We start from the raw sequence: 18841 nt of genomic DNA, 5'->3' as shown, positions 1-18841 counted from the left end.
GTAACAATATCGCCATCATTGGCCTCTACCTCCATTACGGTTTTGACCTCGCTTAAGCTGACAGCCGTTCTCGTGCATTCTTTCCGACTCTGCACAATTCGAAATCTCCCTTTTGTTTGCTTCGCGGTTTCATCCCTTGTTGTTCTACGTTATTTATTACTCTGGCTTCGCCGGTAATATTGGCTTCGCCAAACCAATTATTTAAATCATACAACGTCAAGTCTGACTACGTCAACCCCCCGCTTCACCGGATATCGCATCAGCTGTGCCAACGGGCCGAATGCCGGATCTGTCGTAATGGAAGCAGTGTGATCCAACCTTGAGAATTACCTTGGGGGGATCTGTCAAAGTTGCCGATTCAATTTCATCCCGATCCGGAATCGGCTGTCCCTTGCCAAATAAATGCACCGGCAAGTTAAATGTCTTGACGGGCAATCCGAATGGTCCTTCGGCTTCTGCGCTAAGCACGATTCGGGGGCCGTCTTCCCCAAGGCGGGTTCGAACTTTCTCATCCAGATCGGGGAACCGAAGGTCCTCGTTGAAAGGAGAAGTTCTATCCAGGGCATGACGGCATGCAGTCCGTGTCTCGGCTGCAGAGAACCCGTAGGTGCGCTGTTCATGTTCTTGCCATGGCCCACCCAAATTCTCAGCCAGGCTCCTAAGTGCGATTGGATTTGTAGCGCTTTCCACGAGTTCTCGATTCATGTCAGGTATTGACCAGTTACGCTTCTCCTCAATCAGCCTCCTTGTCTGTTCGACTCCAAGCAGATCTCGATAGATGCCGCCTCCGCGCGAGCTGGTGCCAAGTCCGTGTCTCATCAAGCTTCCGTTGAGGCCCTGCTCCAACCCGCCGTCGGGAATGAGAACGATACATCGCGGCTTATCGAACTTTGGGGGGCGCGACCTGTCGTGCCTATGCAGGCGTCCGATCCGCTGCAGCAGCACATCAACGGGACACAAGTCAGTTACGAGGAAATCCGCGTCGATATCGAGGGACTGTTCGAGCGTCTGCGTACCTATCACTATGCATCCGCCCGGACTAGATTCCTTGCCCAGCGTGGCTACCACCTTATTGTCGAGACGTATGCGATCTTCGGCTGCGAAGCGGCTGTGGTGGAGCGTGGCGATCCCTTCAATACTGAGCAGGAGATGCCTGACATCCGACTGCCATAGCTCGTCATACAGTGCCTGCGCGCCTCTAACCGTGTTGCGGACGATCAAGACCTTTGCTCCCAGCTTCGCGGCGCAACGCACATGTTCCGCGATCCGCTTAGGATTAGCCAACCATGGCTTGGTTTCAATGTCCAACTTCTTACTCTTCCCTGTGACACGCATTTCAATAGTTCTCGATGTCCCGTTTCCGGCAAGTGTCAATGATGGATAGGGAGTCTCCTTTGCTTCCGCGAGATCAAGTTCGTCTGCTCGAATTTGCTTCTTGGTGAATGTTGTTCGAGCGCTGGATCCCAAGGTTGCCGACATGAGCAATGCGTGTCCACCAACTTCAAGATGGGCTGCCAAGAGGTTTCTGAGTATTTCGTTCATGTAGGCATCGCTTGCATGCACTTCATCGACAACCAATAGGCTGCGCGAGAGCGACGCGCCTCGCAGATGCGCCCACTTGACCTTCAAAGCACCGAGAAGCGCCTGATCGATAGTGCCTACAGCAACGGGGGAGCTAAGGAAGTGTCGGGTGCTTTCAGCAGACCAGCGTGCGATACGGTCAGCCTCATCGGGCTTGTCTTCCCAGAAGACTTCGAACCGCCCTGCCGGTCTCCCCTCCGCCTCCCCAACCACGTGATAGCCCGGTATTGCGAGAACAGTCTGTTTACCCCACTTTCCCGGAAGCAATTTACTAATCGCTCTATCAATTCGCTTATGCAATTGCTTGGCGGCCGCTCTTGTTGGCACGGCGAAATAGAGTCCGTCAACCAAGCCAGCGCGCCAGAGAGCGACGAATCGCAGCACGGCTGCTTCAGTCTTGCCAGATCCGGTTTCGCTCTCCAAAATCAGCAAAGAATCATCCAAAGGTGCATTCATAAGCTCTTGTTGGATGGGACGAGGCCGCGCGTGCCCGAACATGGTCTGAAAATCGGGGCAATAGGTTTGGTCTCGCCACGATGCCCGCTTTAGTCCCCTGGCCTGCAATGCTTTGCATGCTTGGCTTCTTGCGCGGTCGATGTAATTTGGCTCGATTTCAGGCTGGAACGGAAAGTGATTTTCTTCGTCCGAACCGATCTGGTCGGCAAGCGCCACGGTTCCTGCGAATAAGTGCGCCAATGCCCGGCAGGTCGGCAACTTAGGCCCAGCTTCGAGAGCCTGTGGGAACCACTCGCGTATTCGGTCGCGGAGTAGCTTTGCCGTGTCGAGAGGGTTGTAGCCCGAATAAGTTTTCCATAGCTCTGAGGGGCCACTACCGTCGCCTTTTTTCAGCGCAGGGCGCCCATGATGCGCCAGAGCGGCGCACAGAAGGTCATTGATGCCTTTTCCCCAAGATTCGTAGAACTCGAAAAAGCCGAGTGCCTCGCATATCTCCTTCTGCTGCACAGCAAAATAAGCCTCTGACACGTGGCCTGCAGGTCGCGGAGGGTGTGGTGGGAGGTTTTCCCGATCGAAAACCTTGAATTGAAACCCTGCATTGAGCTTGGCGAAGTCGTGCAGAAACGCCAAGACAGTCAGCCTTGAAATTGTGACCTCATCAAGTTTTTCGTAGACACCAGCCGCGCGGGCGAAGCGCGCAGCAACAACCGGTTCTGAAACTAGGGCTTCAAAGCAGGCCGCGACATCAGCACAGTGATGTTCGAGGCGGTGAAATCCGCGCGGGTTTTCGTCGTCAAATTTTCCCCAGGCAGCAATAAACTGTTGCATTCTCTGGAAAGCTCAACGGTTGGGATTGCTATCAATAAGCATATGTCGGGAGTTCCAGAATCGTTATTCTCCACTCCACACTAGCTCAAATGTGGCCGACAACTCAAAGATGTTGGCAGAGAGGACATAGCTCACGCAGCTTTCTCATTGATCAACCTCTGAAAAGCCTGGCGCAATTCAGGCGACAGACTGCCCTCCCAAGTTTCGTCACCCTTGCTCGTTCGCATCTTCCCATCCAATTCCCTATACACGCCCGAAAAAACGACCGTACCCTGTCCTGTCATTAGAATAGTCAGCGCTGGCTCTTCGCCGTCGTCCCAATCGAGCAGCACATCACCGTCGGCCGTAGAGTCCACATTGAACATACCGAGACCGAATGACTCGTCGGGACATTTCGTTACGAATTCCGTCGCAAGTTCAACGGTGCGCAACTCAAGCGGACTCCCTGAATCTACCCACATCCTCTCGCCGACCCGAGATCTAAGCGCAGTTACCTGGGCAATTGCGGCCTTTCTGGCGGTGGTGTTCATCTCTAACGGGGTGTTTGTCTCCACCGACAATATCCTAACTTGTCGTCTCTCTAGAGCACACGAAGTGTCCGGTGTCGCATCTGCCCCGATGGGCGCCAGCCGTCATCCGCAGCGGGCGCAACTCGCGTGCGCTGCAACCTCCACTTGGTTGAACTAATCGGGAGCGAGTTCCGGATTAGTTGAACTAATCGGGAGCTTACTCCCGAATAGTTTGCAGATTTACGGCGGCGGGATCGCGCTCGGTTTGCGCGCGGCCCAAGGCCACAGATAGCGCGCACCAGACGGCGGCGAACGGTGTTACGGAGGCCACCATGAGGGCGAGGCTGCCCAATCCGGCCAGGATGGCCTGGATGGCGGCGCCGGCCAGGTCGCCGCCGCGGTAGAGGAACACGTCGATCAGAGGCTTGGCCTTGTAGCGCTCGGCGGCGGGAACGACGCTGAACAGGGTTTCGCGGGCGGGGCGCGAAATGGCGTAGCGCGTGGCGCGGTGCAGCGCCTGGAACACGGCCATCACGCCATACAAGGGCCATATGGCGAGCACCGCGAATCCCGCCAGCGTCACCAGCGGCAGGATCGCCAGGGTCCAACCCACGCCGAGACGGCGGATCACCCGCGTGGTGATGAAGATCTGCGTGAACAGCGTGGCGGTTTGGGTCAGCGCGTCGAAGAACGCGAATGCGCCCACGCGCTGGCTGAAGGTGTCGGTCTCGTCGAGGATGATGTTGGCTTGGGTGAAGTAGATCAGCGTGTTGGAAATGGCCATGAACACGATGAACAGCGCAATCCCAAGCAGGTACGGCGAGGTGCCCACAGCCGTTATGCCGTCGAAGAACCGCCCGCCGATGGGCTCGCCGGACACGGCGGCAGGCGTGGGAGCGGAGTCGCCCAGGCGGGAGTGGCTCGATTGCACCGCGGCCCGCTCCAGGGCCAGCATCAGGACGATAGCCACCACGAACAGGGCGCCGCCAGTAAGCATCAGGCCCACAGGCAGATATACCGACTCGGTAAGCCCGCTGATCACGTTGGTGGCCCAGCCGCTCACCAGCGCGCCCAGTGTTCCGCCTATGCCGATAAAGGCGAACATGCGCTTGCCCTGATCGACATTGAAGAGATCCACCATGAAGGCCCAGAAAAGGCTGTTGATGAACAGGTTGATGGCGCTCAGCCACACGTAGAAGGTGTAGCCCACGCCGCGCGCCACGGGAGTCTCGGCGTCGGTGCCGATAAGTCCGCCGCCGGACTGGGCGTCGGTGAACAAGAGCGCCGAGAATCCCAGCAGGCACACCACCACGAAACCGTAGCCCGCGGGAATGAACTTGCGCCGGTCCATGCGCGAGACGACGCCGCCGAACAGCAGCACCAGGATCAGCGAAGAAATGGAAGTCACGACGAACAGCCAGCGCAGCTCGTCCATGCCGCGCGCCACGCCCATGGCGTCGCGCACCGGGCGCAGGAAGAAATAGCCGCTAAGGACGCAGAAATAGAACAGCGCCGCCAGCAGCGCCAGCCGCAACTCTCCGCGCTTGAAGTTAAACAGGCGAGCTGCCCAGTCCGTCATGCTTGTTCTCCCCCAACCGCTGCCGCGGAAAAATTGCGCAGTGATACTACCAGCAAAGAATCAGGTCCTAGTCGCGCAACTGCGGAAACAGCAACACGTCGCGGATCGCCGGCTGGTCGGCGAGCAACATCACCAGGCGGTCCACGCCCAGCCCCAGCCCGGCGGTGGGGGGCAGGCCATACTCCAGCGCCGCTATGAAATCGTCGTCGTAGCGCATGGCTTCGTCGTCCCCGCCTTCGCGCAGGGCGGCCTGCTCGCGAAAGCGGCGCGCCTGGTCCTCGGCGTCGTTCAGTTCCGAAAAACCGTTCACCAGTTCGCGCCCGGCAATATAGAGTTCGTAGCGGTCGGTAATTTCCGGATCGTCGTCGCTGGCGCGCGACAGCGGCGAGACTTCCGCGGGATGGCCGGTAATGAACACCGGGCCGTGCAGCTTGTGCTCGACCGTGCGGTCGAACAGTTCCGCCAGCAGCTTGCCCCAGCCCGCGTTGGCCGGCGGCTCGTTCTCGATCCCGGCGTCTGCCCACCATGCGCGGAGGTAGGCGGGGTCGCGCAGCTTGGCAGCTTCGATGCCGGGATTATGCTCGGCAACCGCCTGCTCCATACTCAAGCGCGGCCATTCGCCGGCCAGTTCGTAGGTGTGCCCCTGGTAGCTCACCGTGGTGCTGTCGAGCACCGATTCGGCGGCGTTGCGAATCATCGCCTCGGTAAGCTGCATGAAATCGTCGTAGTCGGCGTAGGCCTGGTAGGCCTCCAGCATCGTGAACTCGGGGTTGTGCTGGGTGGACAGCCCCTCGTTGCGGAAGCAGCGGTTGATCTCGAACACGCGCTCCATGCCGCCCACCACCAGCCGCTTGAGATGCAGCTCCAGCGCGACGCGCAGGAACAGCTCGCGGTCCAGCGCATGATGATGGGTCACGAACGGCCGTGCGGCGGCGCCGCCGGGGATGGGTTGCATCACCGGCGTTTCCACTTCCATGAATCCCCGTTCGCCCAGGAATTCGCGCAGCGCCGCAACCACGCGCGCGCGGCGTTCGAACACCTCGCGCGAGTCGCGATTCACGATCAGGTCCACGTAGCGGCGCCGGTAGCGTTGCTCGCGGTCGCTGAGTCCGTGGAACTTCTCCGGCAGCGGGCGCAGCGCCTTGGTTAGCAGCGCCAATTCTTCCACCGCCACGCTCAACTCCCCGCTGCGCGTGCGTATCAGCGCGCCGCGCACCCAGACGATGTCTCCGAGGTCCAGCGCCGCGGTTTCCGCGTAGGCGGCCTCGCCCATGGTGGCACGCGAAAGCATCAGTTGCAGGCGTCCGCTGGCGTCCTGAATTTCAGCGAAGCTCAAGCGTCCCATGCGCCGCTGCGACATCATTCGCCCTGCCACGCACACTTCGCGGCCGAGTTTCGACAGCGCTTCGGCGTCGGCTTCCGCGTATTCGGCGTGCAAATCGGCCGCCTTGGCGTCCGGCCTGAAGCGATTGGGGAACGCCCAGCCCTGCTGGCGCAGCGCCTTGAGTTTGCGGCGGCGCTCGGCAATCAGGCGGTGTTCGGGCGCAGCGCCGGAAGCGTCGTTGTCGGGCGGCGCAGGCATCGGCGGGATTGTACGGCGTAACGCCGCACCGGGAACAACGCGCACCCGCAAGCGACTAAACTAGCGCCCGAGTGTGGGAGCGCCAAGGAAGCGATCTTGACCGAATACCTGATTGCCCTGTCCTGCCCGGACCGGACTGGACTGATTTACGCGGTAACGCGCTGGCTATTGAAGTGCGGCTGCAACGTGCTCGACAGCGACACCTACAAGGACCTCACTCGCGAACGGTTCTTCATGCGCGTGCATTTTCGCGGCGAAGCCACGCTGGACGAACTTGAGCGTTCGCTGGTGCCGGAGGCGGAGAAGCTGCAGATGCGCTGGGACCTTGCGCGCGCCGACACGCGGCCGCGGGCGCTGATCATGGTGTCGAAGCATCTGCACTGCCTGCTCGATCTGCTTAACCGCGTGCGACTCGGGCAACTGGCGCTGGATGTGCCGTTGATCGTGTCCAATCACCCGGACGCGGAATGGCTGGCGAAGGCGGCCAACATCGAATACCTGCATCTGCCGGTCACGTCGGACAACAAGCACGAGCAGGAGCAGCGGGTGCTGCGCGCAATCGAGAAACACCGCATCGATTTCGTGGTGCTGGCGCGCTATATGCAGATCATCTCGCCTGCGCTCTGCGAGCAGTTGCCGGGGCGCATCATCAACATCCATCACTCATTCCTGCCGGGTTTCAAGGGCGCCCGGCCCTACCACCAGGCTTACGAACGCGGCGTGAAACTGATCGGCGCCACGGCGCACTACGTAACCGCTCAACTCGACGACGGCCCCATAATCGCGCAGGACGTGCAGCCGGTCACCCACCGCATGGGCCCCGACGAGATGGCGCAGGTCGGCAACGACATTGAGCGCGTGGTGCTGGCCCGCGCGGTGCAATACCACGCCCAAAAGCGCGTCCTGATAAACGGCCGCCGCACCGTAGTCTTCCGCTAATCCGGATTTTGGTGGGAAGTGTGCGGGAGTTGGGCGTGAAGATGGCGGGTGCGGGTGTATTTCTGGTGGTGGCGCTTGGGCTGGCGGGTTCGGCAGCGGGCGATGAGTTGCGGGATGCATTGGTGCGTTGCGCGCAACTGCAGGACGCGCAGTTACGCCTAGCCTGCTACGACGCGCTTGCTGCGGGGGACGTGGTGACTGCGGGTGACGCATCTGCACTGGAGGGAGCGGACAAACCCGCCCCGGGCAGCGACCACGCGCCTGATCCCGATGCCCTCGTCGGCGGCAGCGCAGCGCAAGACGGCTCGGACAAGGTGGACGAAGCCGCCGCGGCCGCTCCCGAGGCGAATCCGTTGTCGGCGGAGCGGTTGTTCGGCCTGACCGGCGGCCAGAACAACGGCGACTACATGATCGAGTCGCGGGTGGTGGGCGAAATCCGCAACCCGCGGCAGGGCACACGCTTTACGCTGGAGAACGGCCAGGTCTGGCAGCAGGTGGAGCGAACCCGCCGCAACTACCGCGCCACCAACCCCAAGGTGGAGATCAAGGAAGGCTTCATGAACAGCTACCGGATGCGCCTCGAAGGTCTCAACGGCCGCATCCGCGTCCGCCGCGTGAAATAAAGCTATTTGCGCCGGTCCAGCATGGCTTGATGGTCGGCATAGGCCTGGTCGAGGCGGCGGCGGGCTTCACCGGCGGACGGAAAGCCAGCTTCCAGCCCGGCCAGCAGGATCACGGCCTCCATTTCCTCCCGGCTGACGCCGTGGTGGATGCCGGCGCGCACGAAATACGCGACATCATGGCGGGCGGCGGTGACGATGCCGATCGCGCAGAGGATCATCGTCTTTAGATCCACCACTTCCTGATCCCAGACCTCGGGCGCGATGCGCGTCATCAACTGGCGGTTGAAATCGTTCTGTTCCAGTTGCTCGCACAACTCGGCGCCGTAATCGGGGCCGAAAATGCGCAGAAACATGGCCCGCCCGCGAGCGAGCTCCTCGGCGGTAAAAGGTTTGTAGGCTCGGACCATCGGCGGCTACAAGCGGATCAGGTCGCGCTCCAGGGTGTAGAGGCGCTCGGCGCCGTTGGCGGTGATGCGCATGGATTCTTCGAAGAACATCCCGCCCCAGCCGATTTCGTGCAGTTCCATGTCGATATTCAGCACCATGTTTTCCTCGATGCGGAAGTCGCCCAGGTTGCCGCCGGCGATAAAAGGCACTTCGATGTGGTCCAGGCCGATGCCGTGGGTAAAGGCCAGCGTAAAGCTGGGCAGACCGGCGGCGCGCACCGCGCGAATTACTCGGTCCCGAAGTTCGCCGGTCTGAATTCCGGGGCGCAGTTGCGAGTAGGCCTCTTGGATGCCGGCGGCGTAGGCCCGCCAGTAGCGTTCCATTTTGGGTGATGCCTCGCCCAGCACCGCCGTGCGCTGCGCGTCGCCCATGTAGCGCCGCCATTTCATCATGCTGTCGAAACAGACTTGATCACCCGGCTGGATAACGTAGTCGCGCTCCGGCCGGCCGGCGCCCGCGCTCATGGGGCCGGCGCCGTTGAAGGTGGCGAACGGGTGCGCGCCCTGCTCCACCACAGCCACTTCATACGCGGTATATACCTCGTTCCAGGTGGCGCCCTCGCGAATCGCCGCCAGCGCGGTGCGCAGCGCCGCTTCGTTCTTGACGGCGGCCTGCTTGAGAATCGTGATTTCGTCCGGCGTCTTGACCATGCGAATCTCGATCAGCAGGTTGCCGGCATCGACCACCTCGGCCTGCGCTACCGCATCGCCGAGCACGCCGGCGAAACGGGTGTCGTCGAAACCCAGCCGGCCCTTGTCGAGGCCGGACTCGCTAAGCATGGCGCACACCGCGCCCGCGATCCCGGCGTAGGGCTTGGCTTCGAGCCCGGCGACCATCTGCCGAATCGCCAGGTCCTCGCCTTCGAGCGCTGTGTCCTCGGCGAAGGTATGCACCTTGAGCACACCGCCATAGAGGCCGAAGTAGTAGAGGCGCTGGTCCGGCATCCAGCTGGGCCGCTGCACCAGCACTGCCGCCTCGATTTCGGTGGCCACGAGGCAAGGCGGGATATCGGGGTCGCGCGGCAGGATGGCGCAGGCCACCCAGGGCACGTCGTAGAGAAAGTCGGTGTCGAAATCGCTCAAGTAGAGGACATTGTTGGGCGTGACGGCAATCAGCGCGTCAAGCCCTTCGCGCTCCATGAGCTCCATGGCCCGCTCGCGATTCAACAACATGCTCTCACCCCCCTGGCTAGCGACGCCCGGCAACTGCTAGCGGAAAGAGGCGCGGGCGAAATAGCTGTTCACGCGCTCTTCCCAGTCGTCCACCTTGCCGAATATGCCGGTGTAGTAGTCGGCCAGGTAGATCAGCCAGAAAGCGCCGCTGATGGTGCATACCGGCCCGTGACGCACACCCGGAGGGCGCCCGATGTAGTGGTCCTTGGTCAGCACCAGGTCTTCCTTCACGTCCTCGCGCTTGTGGTCGTAGGTGTAGCCGATGTAGCAGTCGCCGGCGATCAGGTACAGGCACTCGTTGTGCGGGTGATGTTCGGTGCCGGGATCGATAAAGCCCGGCGCCAGTGCGGTCAACGCGATCACTTCCCGGGTGCCGTCGTCCTTGCGGAGCCCCTTGGTCAGAACCCCGGGCGGGCGCGCCTCTTGGCCGGTATCGGGGTCTCTCCAGGTGGAACGCTTGACGATATCCTGCATGGGATCCACCCACGGCAAATGCCAGGTGTTGGTGCGGGCGATGTGCCGTTCCAGAGATGCCCCGGCCAGCGAATCTTCCGCGGCCTCGAAGGCCAGCGGCCGGCTGGTAAAAAGCAGCAGCCGGCAACCGGCTTCAGAGCGCACAGGCCCCCAGGCCATGCCGGCCGGAAAATAGCCGTAACAGCCCTGCATCCAGTTTTCGCCGCCGATTTCCAGCGCTCCTTCGAGCACATAGAGGTCGATATCGGCCGCGTTGCGCCCTTTTGGCAACGACCAGCCGGGCGGCAGTTCCAGCACCATGTGCTCGCCGCCGGTCGCGCTCTCCACGCTGAGGTTGCGCGCCTTGGCGCCCGGCGCATATCCGGCATTGAGCGCCCGCGGCGCAACGCTGCTTACGTCCAGGCAATCTTCTCTGCGCATCGGCATGGCATGGCTCCTTGGGTTGCGGTCAGTCGTCCAGTTCGGCAAGCCAGGCCAGCACGGCCTCGCAGCACTCCCGGGGCTTGGTAATCATGCAATAGGTGGAACCCGCACCGGCAATCTGTGCCTGATCCACATCGCTCTTGATGGCGAGAAACTCGCGCATCAGCGTGTCGTGGCTGGCTGAATCCATGCGCTCGTTTTCGTTCAGGGCGCTGTCCTCGCCCATCAGCAACAGCGTCGGGCAGCGGATATTGCGGATGTCGGCCGTGAGGTCCACATTGGCATAGGCATCCAGCACGGATTTCAGGGTGCTCATGTTCACGTTGGCGGCGTATTGCTCCTTGGCCCAGCGCTCGTAGCGGATGCCTTCTTCCGAATAGAGCACATCGGGCGGCAGCACCACGCCGGCGTAGAGGCGCGATAACTGCTCGATCCCGAACACTCGCCCCACCCACCATGAAGCCTCGTAGATGTTGCGCCAGGTTTCGTCCACGCGAATGAAGGGGTAGGCAATGAGCGCGTGCATGCGCTCCGGGTACTTGGCCGCGAAGCGCAATCCGATCGACGAACCGGTGGAGGTACACCAAAGCGACGTGCGCTCAATGCCTGCGTGATCCAGAATCGCGGCCAGATCGTCCACCCAGCGCTCCACCGAATAGGGCTCGGTTTGCGTCCAGTCCGACTTGCCCACCCCGCGGTAATGCCATTGCAGGATGCGGCGCTGCGGAGTCAGGTGTGGCTCGCAGAATTCGAACTGCTTATCGACCAGTGCGAAGCCGCCGATCAGGGTGAGCGGCGGCTCGCCTTCGCCGCGCAACTCGTACCACAAATTTGCGCCGTCCGCGCGCACCTTCGGCATTACGGACCGCCCCCCTGCCCCGCGCTCAGGAGGCCGCCGCCTCGTATTGGTGCACGATGCGCACCCCGTCCAGCATGAAGCCCATAGGCATCCAGTATGCGCCCAACACTTCCTGCGGCGCCAGCGGCATCAATTCCTCGTTGTCCGCCTGGCAGAACTCCAGCGCGCCTTCCCCCGCCAGCATCTCGCCCTGCTCAAGTCCGCTCATCACCATCTGCGTCAGATCATGCACCAGCGGCTTGCCCAGCGGCGGCACATGGCAATCGGGGACATGACGCATGCAGGTGAGCGGCAAGTTGCGGGTATAGAACTCGAGGTCCGCCGGCGTGATCGAGCGCTGCGGCGCGAACTCCATGCGCATCACGGGCGCGCCGTTGCGGCTCACCACGCGCTTGAGCCGGGTGCCCACGCCGCCATCCTGCCGCATGCCGGGCAACAGCGGATGCAGCCCGCTGGTTTTGATGTCGGCCAGTTTGGAACAGGCGCCCAGGAACCAGCTCAGCAACACCAGCCAGTCGCGATTGCACCACTGGAAGGCCGAAAACAGGGTGCGCTCGCCGTGCAGCCGGCACGGCAAGCCAATCACGGCCACCTCGTAGTGACTGCGCGCGGGCGGCCAGTCTTCGGGCGCCACGCCGACCGGATAGCACTGGAGGTGCGGACTCCAGACGTAGGCTTCGCCCGGCGGGTCGGAAGGAGTGAGTGGCTCCGGCAAGTAGGCAGCAAGCGCATCCGGATCGGTGCGGAAATGAAACAGCAGGAGGTTGCCGGCAAAGCGCCACGGCAGCGGCTCCAGCATGGAAGCCTCGCCTTTGGGCGTGAAAGGACGGGTGTATCCGGCCATACGAGATAGCGCGTCGCCAAGGCTGTTCAGCCCCGGCTCCAATCCCCCCAGAGTTGCGGTTGCGGAGCCGGCGCGGCTTGCGCCAGGTAGGCGCGGCAACGCGGCGCGCTCCAGGCCGGCTCGGTGAACTGAAAGTCGATTTCCTTTTCGCCGCGGCAGAACCAGACCGCTCCGCCGCGCGTGGCCTGCGGCCCGTGTGGTTTTTCGCCGGGCCGAAAAATATACGCACCCGCAGTGATCATGCCGGCGTCGCCCATCAGGTAATCGCCCTGCAGCAGCAATAGTTCCTCCCAGGTTTCATGTGCCTCCAACCGCGCGTCGCTCCAACCCGGGGCGTGGCGCGTCATCAGCGTGTAGGCGCCGGTGTCGGGATCGCTGCGCAGCATGCGCACCTTCAAGCCGGGCCCCGCCTGATCGCTGGCGCGGCCCGGGAAATCGGGCACAGGCTGCCATGCCATGGCGTTAACGTCCAGCGGTCCGATCATTCTGTCTTCGCCGTTGCCCGCCGCCGAGCCGGAGTCCGATGCGAAATCGCGCCGCCCTTCGCTCATCCAAAGTGCGGTGAAGCCTGCCTCGGATTCGGCGCCGGTAACTGCAAACCCACGGGGCAGGAAGGCGAAGCTGCCGCGCGTAAAAGCGCACTCGCCAAGGCGCAAATCGCCTTCCAGCAGGAGAATTTCCAGGTCGTTTTCCAGCACTCCGCCATCGCCGGAGCGCCACCAGGGCTCGGCCCGCACCAGGCGAGTGCCGGCGCCGGCTTCGCTCTGCTGCGCGCTGAGCACAGCCGCCCGCAATCCAGGCCCCAGACCAGGCGCCGCCGGCGGCGTCAACTCCAGGCCGTCCAGACGCAGAAATTCAACCCGCGGACGCGACACGCTGGCCTGATCGAGTGGCGAAGCAACCGGTCGCCGGCTAGTGCGCGCCGAAGCGCGCTTCGTGTTCGGCATATACGCGCACGAGAATGTCGATGGCCATTTCGGCGGCGGGGAAACCGCATTCCAAGCCTGCCAACAGCAGGATTTCTTCCACTTCCTCGCGCGGAATGCGATGGTGGGCGGCCATCTTCATGAAAAACTCCACTTCCTGCTTGTGCTGCGCGGTGAACATGGCGATGCTGCACATAATCTTGGTGCGCAGGTCCACCCGGTCCATCTCCCAGATCGGCACCATGACTTCGCGCAACTTGGCGTGAAAAAACGGTGGGCGCGAGGTAACGATCCAGTCGTAGATCTCGCCGCCCTGTTCGCTGCCCCAGAGCTTGTGGCAAATCGCCTCGAAGCGGCGTTCCAGGTCGTCGCTCACGGCCGCACTCCGAGCGTGGCCCACCAAGGATAGGCGCCGAAGAAATAGTCGCCGCCGAAACCCCACCCGGTCAGCTCGTTGGGCAAGGCCACGTCGCGCACGTCGCGGAAGCCGCCCTCTTCGAACATCTGCACGCGATCTTCGGCGAGGAATCCGGGCAGGAAGGGATCCTCCATGCGCCGGCCTGTGGAATCCAGCAGGAACGCCGAAAGCGGACTGTATTCCTGCTGCAACACCCGGAAAGGCGGCGACTCCATGATCGCGAATACACCGCCGGGGCGCAGCAGCCGGTATGCTTCGCGCACGACCTGTTTGCGCACCTTGCCCGGCAGTTCGTGAAACAACCAAACGGCGCTCACCACGTCGAAACTGCCATCAGGATAGCCGGTGTCTTCGGCCAGGCGCTGTGCGAAATGCACTTTGTGTACGCGCGATTCCGCCAGCTTGTGGCCGTATTTCAGCATCGCGGCGGCGTAATCCAGCCCCACCACTTCGGCCTCGGGGTACAGGGTGCAGTAGGGGAAGGTGCTCTTGCCCACGCCGCAGCCCAGGTCCAGGATGCGCCGGTAGTCGCCGCGCGGCACCGCGCGCGCCAGATTCCAGCCCATCTCGTCACCATCGTCGCGGCCGACCAGAAACGGGCTGATCATCCAGTGGTAAAGAATGCCGGCGAACTCGGCGTGGTAGTTGCCCGGCTGGGTGTGTATCTCGATTTTGCGGTAATAGCGCGGCGTTTCGAGCTCCGGGTCCAGCTCCAGAGTGCCCAGCGCTCCCGGCGCATTGCTGTCGTCCAGCCAGGCGCGCACGTCATCGGCCTGGCGCTCGAGAATATCGAGAATGGCGCCGAACATGCGGGCGTGATTGTGGCGCTCGAAAAACGCCCCGAAGCGGTAAGCCGGCGCCTTTTCCATGAGCTGGCCCAGGGCGCCGATGTCCGTGAGATCGGCCACTTCGGCTTCGTGTTCGCGGTAATGGCGCCCCATGGCGGGCCCGAAACCCGTGGAATTGAAGGCCATCAGGCCGCCCACAAAGTCCAGACGGGCCTGTTCTTCGCGGCTGCGCGGTATGTCGAGACCGCCGGTCATGCTGAACTCCCCCAAGGCCGGTCTTATATTATAGGTAAGCGCTCAAGACCTCGGTTTGTAGCCGCGCGGCGCCTGCAAAGGCGCAGTCTGGGGGTTGTCATCACCGCATTGGGAGGCAGACATGAGACTTACCCGTTCCTGTATCCATGGCGCCGTCGCCTTGACACTGGTCATTCCGCCAGCGTTTCTGGCCGCCACTTCCGCCGCCGCTCAAACCGCCGGTCTGGAGGAAATCGTGGTGACCGCCCGCAAACGCGAAGAAAGCATCCAGGATGTGCCGCTGTCGATTACGGCGTTTACCGGCGAGGAGCTGGAGCGCGGCGGCTTTGCGGACTTGGAGGACATATCGCTGCAGACCGCCGGCATGCAGTTCAACAACGAACTGGCCGGCACACGGCCGGGGCGGCTGTTCAGCAACATCCGCTTTCGCGGCGTGGAAGGCAGCGAATATTCGACGCTGCAAACCGCATCGCTGTTCGTGGACGGCGTGTTTGCGCTGCAGGGAGCGCAAACGCTGGCGCTGAGCGACCTTGAGCGCGTCGAGGTAATCAAGGGCCCGCAATCGGCAGCCTTCGGCAGAAACTCGTTCGCCGGCGCCATCAACTACATTACCCGGGCGCCGGACATGGAGGAATTCTCGGCCAGGATAAAGGCCGACGCCGGGCAATACGACCAGCAGGAATTTGACCTGAGCGCGGACATTCCCATAGTGCCTGGCGTGCTGGCCCTGCGCGCCGGCGCGCGCTACTTCAACAAGGGCGCCATGTATCGCAACGAGGCCGGAGAGGGGGTGGGCAAACAGCGCTCCGAATCCGTGTTCGCCACGCTGTTCGTGCAGGCCGCGGATAACGCAAGCGTCAAGCTGCGCTACTACCGCCAGGACGACAGCGACGGCCCGGCCGGCGTGACCTTCTTCAAGGCCCGGCTGAACGACAGTTGCACCGGCATAACAATGCCAGGACTGACCACCGAGGGCGAACCGACTACGCTCATGCCTCGGGAATTCCTTTGCGGCGACATACCCGGTCCGGGCGGCATCATCGGTTTCCCCAACCCCAGCGTGTCGCTGAACCCGGCCAGCTTCCCCGACGGTTATAGCGACTTCATCCGCGAGTCGCTGATCGACTCGCCGTCGCAGGTGGAAGGCGTTCCCTATATCGACCACTTCGGCATCGAGCGCGAGATTACCCGCATCAGCCTGGTCGTGGACTACGAGTTCGCCAACGGCATGGCGCTGGCTGCGACGGGCGCCTACAACGAGAACGCCGCCGCCAATCTGCGCGACTGGGACATGACCCCCGACGAAGCCTGGTACGTGTCGAACCCGCAAGCCGGCGAGGACGAGAGCATCGACATACGTCTTTCTTCAGCGCCCGATGGGCGGCTGCGCTGGCTGGGCGGATTCAATTACTACAAGCAGGAGTTCCTGACCAGTTCCAACGGCGGCATATTCGTGGTGGCATGCGGCAACCTCGCGGCGTTCGGTTCGCCTGCCCAGTGCGACAATCCAGCGCGCATTCCGGTGGGCGTAGATGGCGGCGATTTCGTGGATGTGCAGGCGTTCTATGGATCGCTGACCTACGACCTCAGCGATCGGTTCACGGTTGACCTCGAAGCGCGCTGGCAGGACGACACACGCAGCGACGGCGTCGCCGATTTCGAAGCCACGTTCAAGGACTTCCTGCCGCGGATTTCCCTGCGCTACCGCTTCACCGAAGACATCACCGCCTACATCACCACGTCACGCGGGATTCTGCCCGGCGTGATCAATTCCAACATCATCAACTGCGACCCCACGCCATACACCGCGCCATTCACCGACCCGCGCACCGGACAGCCGAGCACCTCGTCGATGTGCGAGCAATACGCAGAAGCGCTAGGCCCCGACGCCGTGGACGTAACGCCGGTGCAGGAACTGGACGCCTACGAAATTGGCGTCAAGTCCACCTGGATGGAGGGACGGCTGGTGGCCAACGTGGCGGCCTACTGGCAAGAGTGGGCAAATGCGCCGTTTGCGACCTTCCTCACCATCTACCGCGACGACGACGGCGATGGCGTACCCAATACCAGTCCCAACTTCTTCCCGGTCAATACGCCCGGCAGTTCGGAATACTCCGGGGTGGAGCTGGAAGTGGATTTCCTGATTTCCGACGACTGGGACCTGAGCTTCAACTGGTCTTTCAACGACAACGAGTTCACCGACTATCTGATCAACCTGGAGTCCGCCGAATACGCCCTGAGCACCCGCAATGTGAAGGGGCACCGCTCCAGCCGCTTCCCGAAGTGGTCCGGCAACGCCTCCTCGACCTACCGCGGAACATTCGACAACGGCTGGGACTGGTCGGTTCGTGGCGACCTCACCTACATGGGCGAAGCCTTCGCCGGCCTGACCAACCTGGCCACGCTGCAAAGCTACTCGCTGCTGAATCTTCGCTTTGCGGTCGAGCGGGAAGACTGGAGACTGGAGGCCTATGTGAAGAACGCCCTCGATGAAGACTACTGGCGTTCCGGACAGGAATACACCGACTTCTCGCGCGTGCTCAGCGTTGGATTCAATTTCAGGAGGCTGGGGCTGACCCTGGTGCCGCAGGACAAGCGCACTTTCGGGTTGCGCGCGAGCTATACGTTTTGATGCTGGGGATGCCAATGCAGGACTCCAGCCGAAGCAAACTGTGAGCGAACCTATGGAAACACGCGAACTGCCGCTAGTGGAGGCCACGCCGGAGGCGCTGGCTTCCTGTGGAGAGTTGCTTGGCCGACATGCCGGCGCCGAGCCCTTGCCGATCCAGTTCTACGAGGGCTCGGTACAAACCTACCGCACGGTGCAGTTCCGCTCGGACGAACAAACCGAACTGAGCCTGGCGCACGTGCGGCGGCGGCCGTTCGAAGTGCATTGGATCGAACGCCACTTCAAGCACACCCAAACCTTCATTCCCTTGAACGGAGCGCCGTTTATCGCCGTGCTGGCGCCGCCCACCGCTGGCGACCTGCCCGACCTTGACCAGCTCCGTGCTTATCGTTTCGACGGCTCGGCGGGCTTTACCATGAAGCTGGGAACCTGGCACGAGTTTCCGTTTGCGGTCGAGGACGAAGCGGATATCGTGGTCATATTGCGACGTGAAGCGACGCAAAGCCTGCTGGACACCGATCCTGCAACGGGCGAGGTGCGCGGCCCCGACATCCAGAAGCAGGACCTGCAGAAGCAGCACGGCGTGCGCCTGCGGTTCGACATCTAGTGTGCTGTCGCGCGGGACAGCGCACTAGCCATCTGTGACAGAAGACCCGGCCCGCCCAAGGGTCCGGTCGAGACAGCGCATGGCCAAGGAACACGTCGAAAATCTGGCCGCGCCCGCCGTCGCGCCGATAGCGTGGAATCCGCCGGGCCTCCCACCAGGCGCCCAGTTACGGCCCCTTGCCCGGGACGCGGACAGCGGCGGCTTCACCGGCCTCATAGACCTGCCCGGCGGGTTCGACAGCGGCTCGGCCTTGCGCTGCGCTGCGCCGATGCGCCTGTTCGTGATTGAAGGCGCACTGCTCATGGGGGAGCACCGCCTCGGGCCAGGCGGCTTCTGCTTTCACCCGGCAGGCTCCGTGCAGGGCCGCTGGCGCGTGCCGCAAGGCACCCGCGTTTTCACGGTGTTCCTTGCAGAGCCCGATTTTCGCGCCCACCAGCGCGATTCGGAAAAGGCCGCGCCAGGAGCGGTACCGGCGCTGGATTCCTGGGTCATGGATTGGCACAACCCTCTCGACGCCTCCGCTCCCAGCGAGGATTTCCGGCCCGGGATATTCGTCAAGGTTCTGCACATCGATCCCGAGACGCAGGCCAGCACACATCTCGCCGGGCTAATGCCCGGCTGGTATGCGGAAGGCATGGAGCAGCATCCCGTCTATGAAGAAAACTACTGCCTGCAAGGCGACGTATGCATTGGCGAGGTCGGCGACGGCCCAGGCTACACGATGACTGCCGGCTCCTACCTGTGCCGGCCGCCAGGCATCATTCACGGGCCGCTGGCCAGCAAGAACGGCAACGTCAATCTTTGTTTCACCCACGGCCTGCTGGGCATCGAATACTCCGCCAATCCGCGCGCCATGGACATCATTCGGCGCCACCTGGCGACGCACCCTTGGGCCTGATCCC

At 62.5% G+C, this 18841-nt stretch carries 17 protein-coding genes; 5 read left to right on the top strand and 12 right to left on the bottom strand.

The genetic code is table 11. The annotated features are described in order from the left end of the window. Positions 1-231 precede the first annotated feature (231 nt). The 4 genes from cas3 to lysS form a co-directional block, all read right to left on the bottom strand. On the bottom strand, positions 232-2865 hold the full coding sequence (gene cas3, locus ACWCOO_RS03735; protein ID WP_446831618.1) for a CRISPR-associated helicase Cas3': 2634 nt from the start codon (positions 2863-2865) through the stop codon (positions 232-234). A gap of 131 nt (positions 2866-2996) precedes the next feature. Continuing rightward, a complete protein-coding gene (locus ACWCOO_RS03730) occupies positions 2997-3419 on the bottom strand; it encodes a hypothetical protein (RefSeq protein WP_446831617.1) in 423 nt (140 codons plus the stop codon). Positions 3420-3591: 172 nt separating this feature from the next. Continuing rightward, positions 3592-4953 carry an NTP/NDP exchange transporter gene (locus ACWCOO_RS03725; RefSeq protein WP_446831616.1) on the bottom strand — a complete coding sequence of 454 codons (1362 nt, stop codon included), beginning with the start codon at positions 4951-4953 and terminating at the stop codon, positions 3592-3594. 67 nt (positions 4954-5020) lie between these two features. Beyond that, the gene (lysS, locus tag ACWCOO_RS03720) at positions 5021-6535 is read right to left on the bottom strand and encodes a lysine--tRNA ligase (protein ID WP_446831615.1); all 1515 of its coding nucleotides are present in this window, start codon (positions 6533-6535) and stop codon (positions 5021-5023) included. Between the two features lie 96 nt (positions 6536-6631). On the opposite strand from lysS, the gene purU reads away from it, so the two are divergent. Then, positions 6632-7474 (top strand): formyltetrahydrofolate deformylase, encoded by an 843-nt coding sequence (gene purU, locus ACWCOO_RS03715; protein WP_446831614.1) that lies wholly within the window; start codon positions 6632-6634, stop codon positions 7472-7474. Between the two features lie 35 nt (positions 7475-7509). Further along, positions 7510-8097, top strand: coding sequence for a hypothetical protein (locus tag ACWCOO_RS03710; protein WP_446831613.1), 588 nt, complete (start codon positions 7510-7512; stop codon positions 8095-8097). Positions 8098-8099: 2 nt separating this feature from the next. On the opposite strand, the gene ACWCOO_RS03705 is transcribed toward ACWCOO_RS03710, so the two are convergent. The 8 genes from ACWCOO_RS03705 to ACWCOO_RS03670 are packed head-to-tail and all read right to left on the bottom strand — an operon-like array spanning position 8100 to position 14703. Further along, positions 8100-8450: a carboxymuconolactone decarboxylase family protein gene (locus ACWCOO_RS03705; RefSeq protein WP_446831612.1), complete on the bottom strand. Its 351-nt coding sequence runs from the start codon at positions 8448-8450 to the stop codon at positions 8100-8102. A 60-nt stretch (positions 8451-8510) separates the two neighbouring features. Further along, positions 8511-9716 carry a M24 family metallopeptidase gene (locus ACWCOO_RS03700; RefSeq protein WP_446831611.1) on the bottom strand — a complete coding sequence of 402 codons (1206 nt, stop codon included), beginning with the start codon at positions 9714-9716 and terminating at the stop codon, positions 8511-8513. 36 nt (positions 9717-9752) lie between these two features. Next, on the bottom strand, positions 9753-10616 hold the full coding sequence (locus ACWCOO_RS03695; protein ID WP_446831610.1) for a DUF4437 domain-containing protein: 864 nt from the start codon (positions 10614-10616) through the stop codon (positions 9753-9755). A 22-nt stretch (positions 10617-10638) separates the two neighbouring features. Then, entirely contained in the window at positions 10639-11472 is an 834-nt protein-coding gene (locus ACWCOO_RS03690; protein WP_446831609.1) for an alpha/beta fold hydrolase, read from the bottom strand. A gap of 25 nt (positions 11473-11497) precedes the next feature. Further along, positions 11498-12316 (bottom strand): acetoacetate decarboxylase family protein, encoded by an 819-nt coding sequence (locus ACWCOO_RS03685; protein ID WP_446831608.1) that lies wholly within the window; start codon positions 12314-12316, stop codon positions 11498-11500. A gap of 26 nt (positions 12317-12342) precedes the next feature. After that, a complete protein-coding gene (locus ACWCOO_RS03680; RefSeq protein WP_446831607.1) occupies positions 12343-13191 on the bottom strand; it encodes a DUF4437 domain-containing protein in 849 nt (282 codons plus the stop codon). Between the two features lie 37 nt (positions 13192-13228). Continuing rightward, the gene (locus tag ACWCOO_RS03675; RefSeq protein ID WP_446831606.1) at positions 13229-13618 is read right to left on the bottom strand and encodes a carboxymuconolactone decarboxylase family protein; all 390 of its coding nucleotides are present in this window, start codon (positions 13616-13618) and stop codon (positions 13229-13231) included. Continuing rightward, positions 13615-14703, bottom strand: coding sequence for a class I SAM-dependent methyltransferase (locus ACWCOO_RS03670; protein WP_446831605.1), 1089 nt, complete (start codon positions 14701-14703; stop codon positions 13615-13617). Before ACWCOO_RS03670 ends, ACWCOO_RS03675 begins: the two co-directional genes overlap by 4 nt. Before the next feature lie 121 nt (positions 14704-14824). Between ACWCOO_RS03670 and ACWCOO_RS03665 the strand changes: the two genes are divergently transcribed. The 3 genes from ACWCOO_RS03665 to ACWCOO_RS03655 all read left to right on the top strand — a co-directional run bounded on the left by ACWCOO_RS03665 (position 14825) and on the right by ACWCOO_RS03655 (position 18837). Further along, on the top strand, positions 14825-17335 hold the full coding sequence (locus ACWCOO_RS03665) for a TonB-dependent receptor (protein ID WP_446831604.1): 2511 nt from the start codon (positions 14825-14827) through the stop codon (positions 17333-17335). A gap of 40 nt (positions 17336-17375) precedes the next feature. Continuing rightward, a complete protein-coding gene (locus tag ACWCOO_RS03660) occupies positions 17376-17939 on the top strand; it encodes an ureidoglycolate lyase (protein WP_446831603.1) in 564 nt (187 codons plus the stop codon). 79 nt (positions 17940-18018) lie between these two features. Next, positions 18019-18837 carry a DUF4437 domain-containing protein gene (locus ACWCOO_RS03655; protein ID WP_446831602.1) on the top strand — a complete coding sequence of 273 codons (819 nt, stop codon included), beginning with the start codon at positions 18019-18021 and terminating at the stop codon, positions 18835-18837. The last annotated feature ends 4 nt before the right edge of the window (positions 18838-18841 follow it).

The organism is Candidatus Foliamicus sp. (assembly GCF_965221325.1).
Classification (GTDB): Bacteria; Pseudomonadota; Gammaproteobacteria; order Steroidobacterales; family Foliamicaceae; genus Foliamicus.
This window is presented reverse-complemented; position numbering and strand designations above follow the sequence as displayed.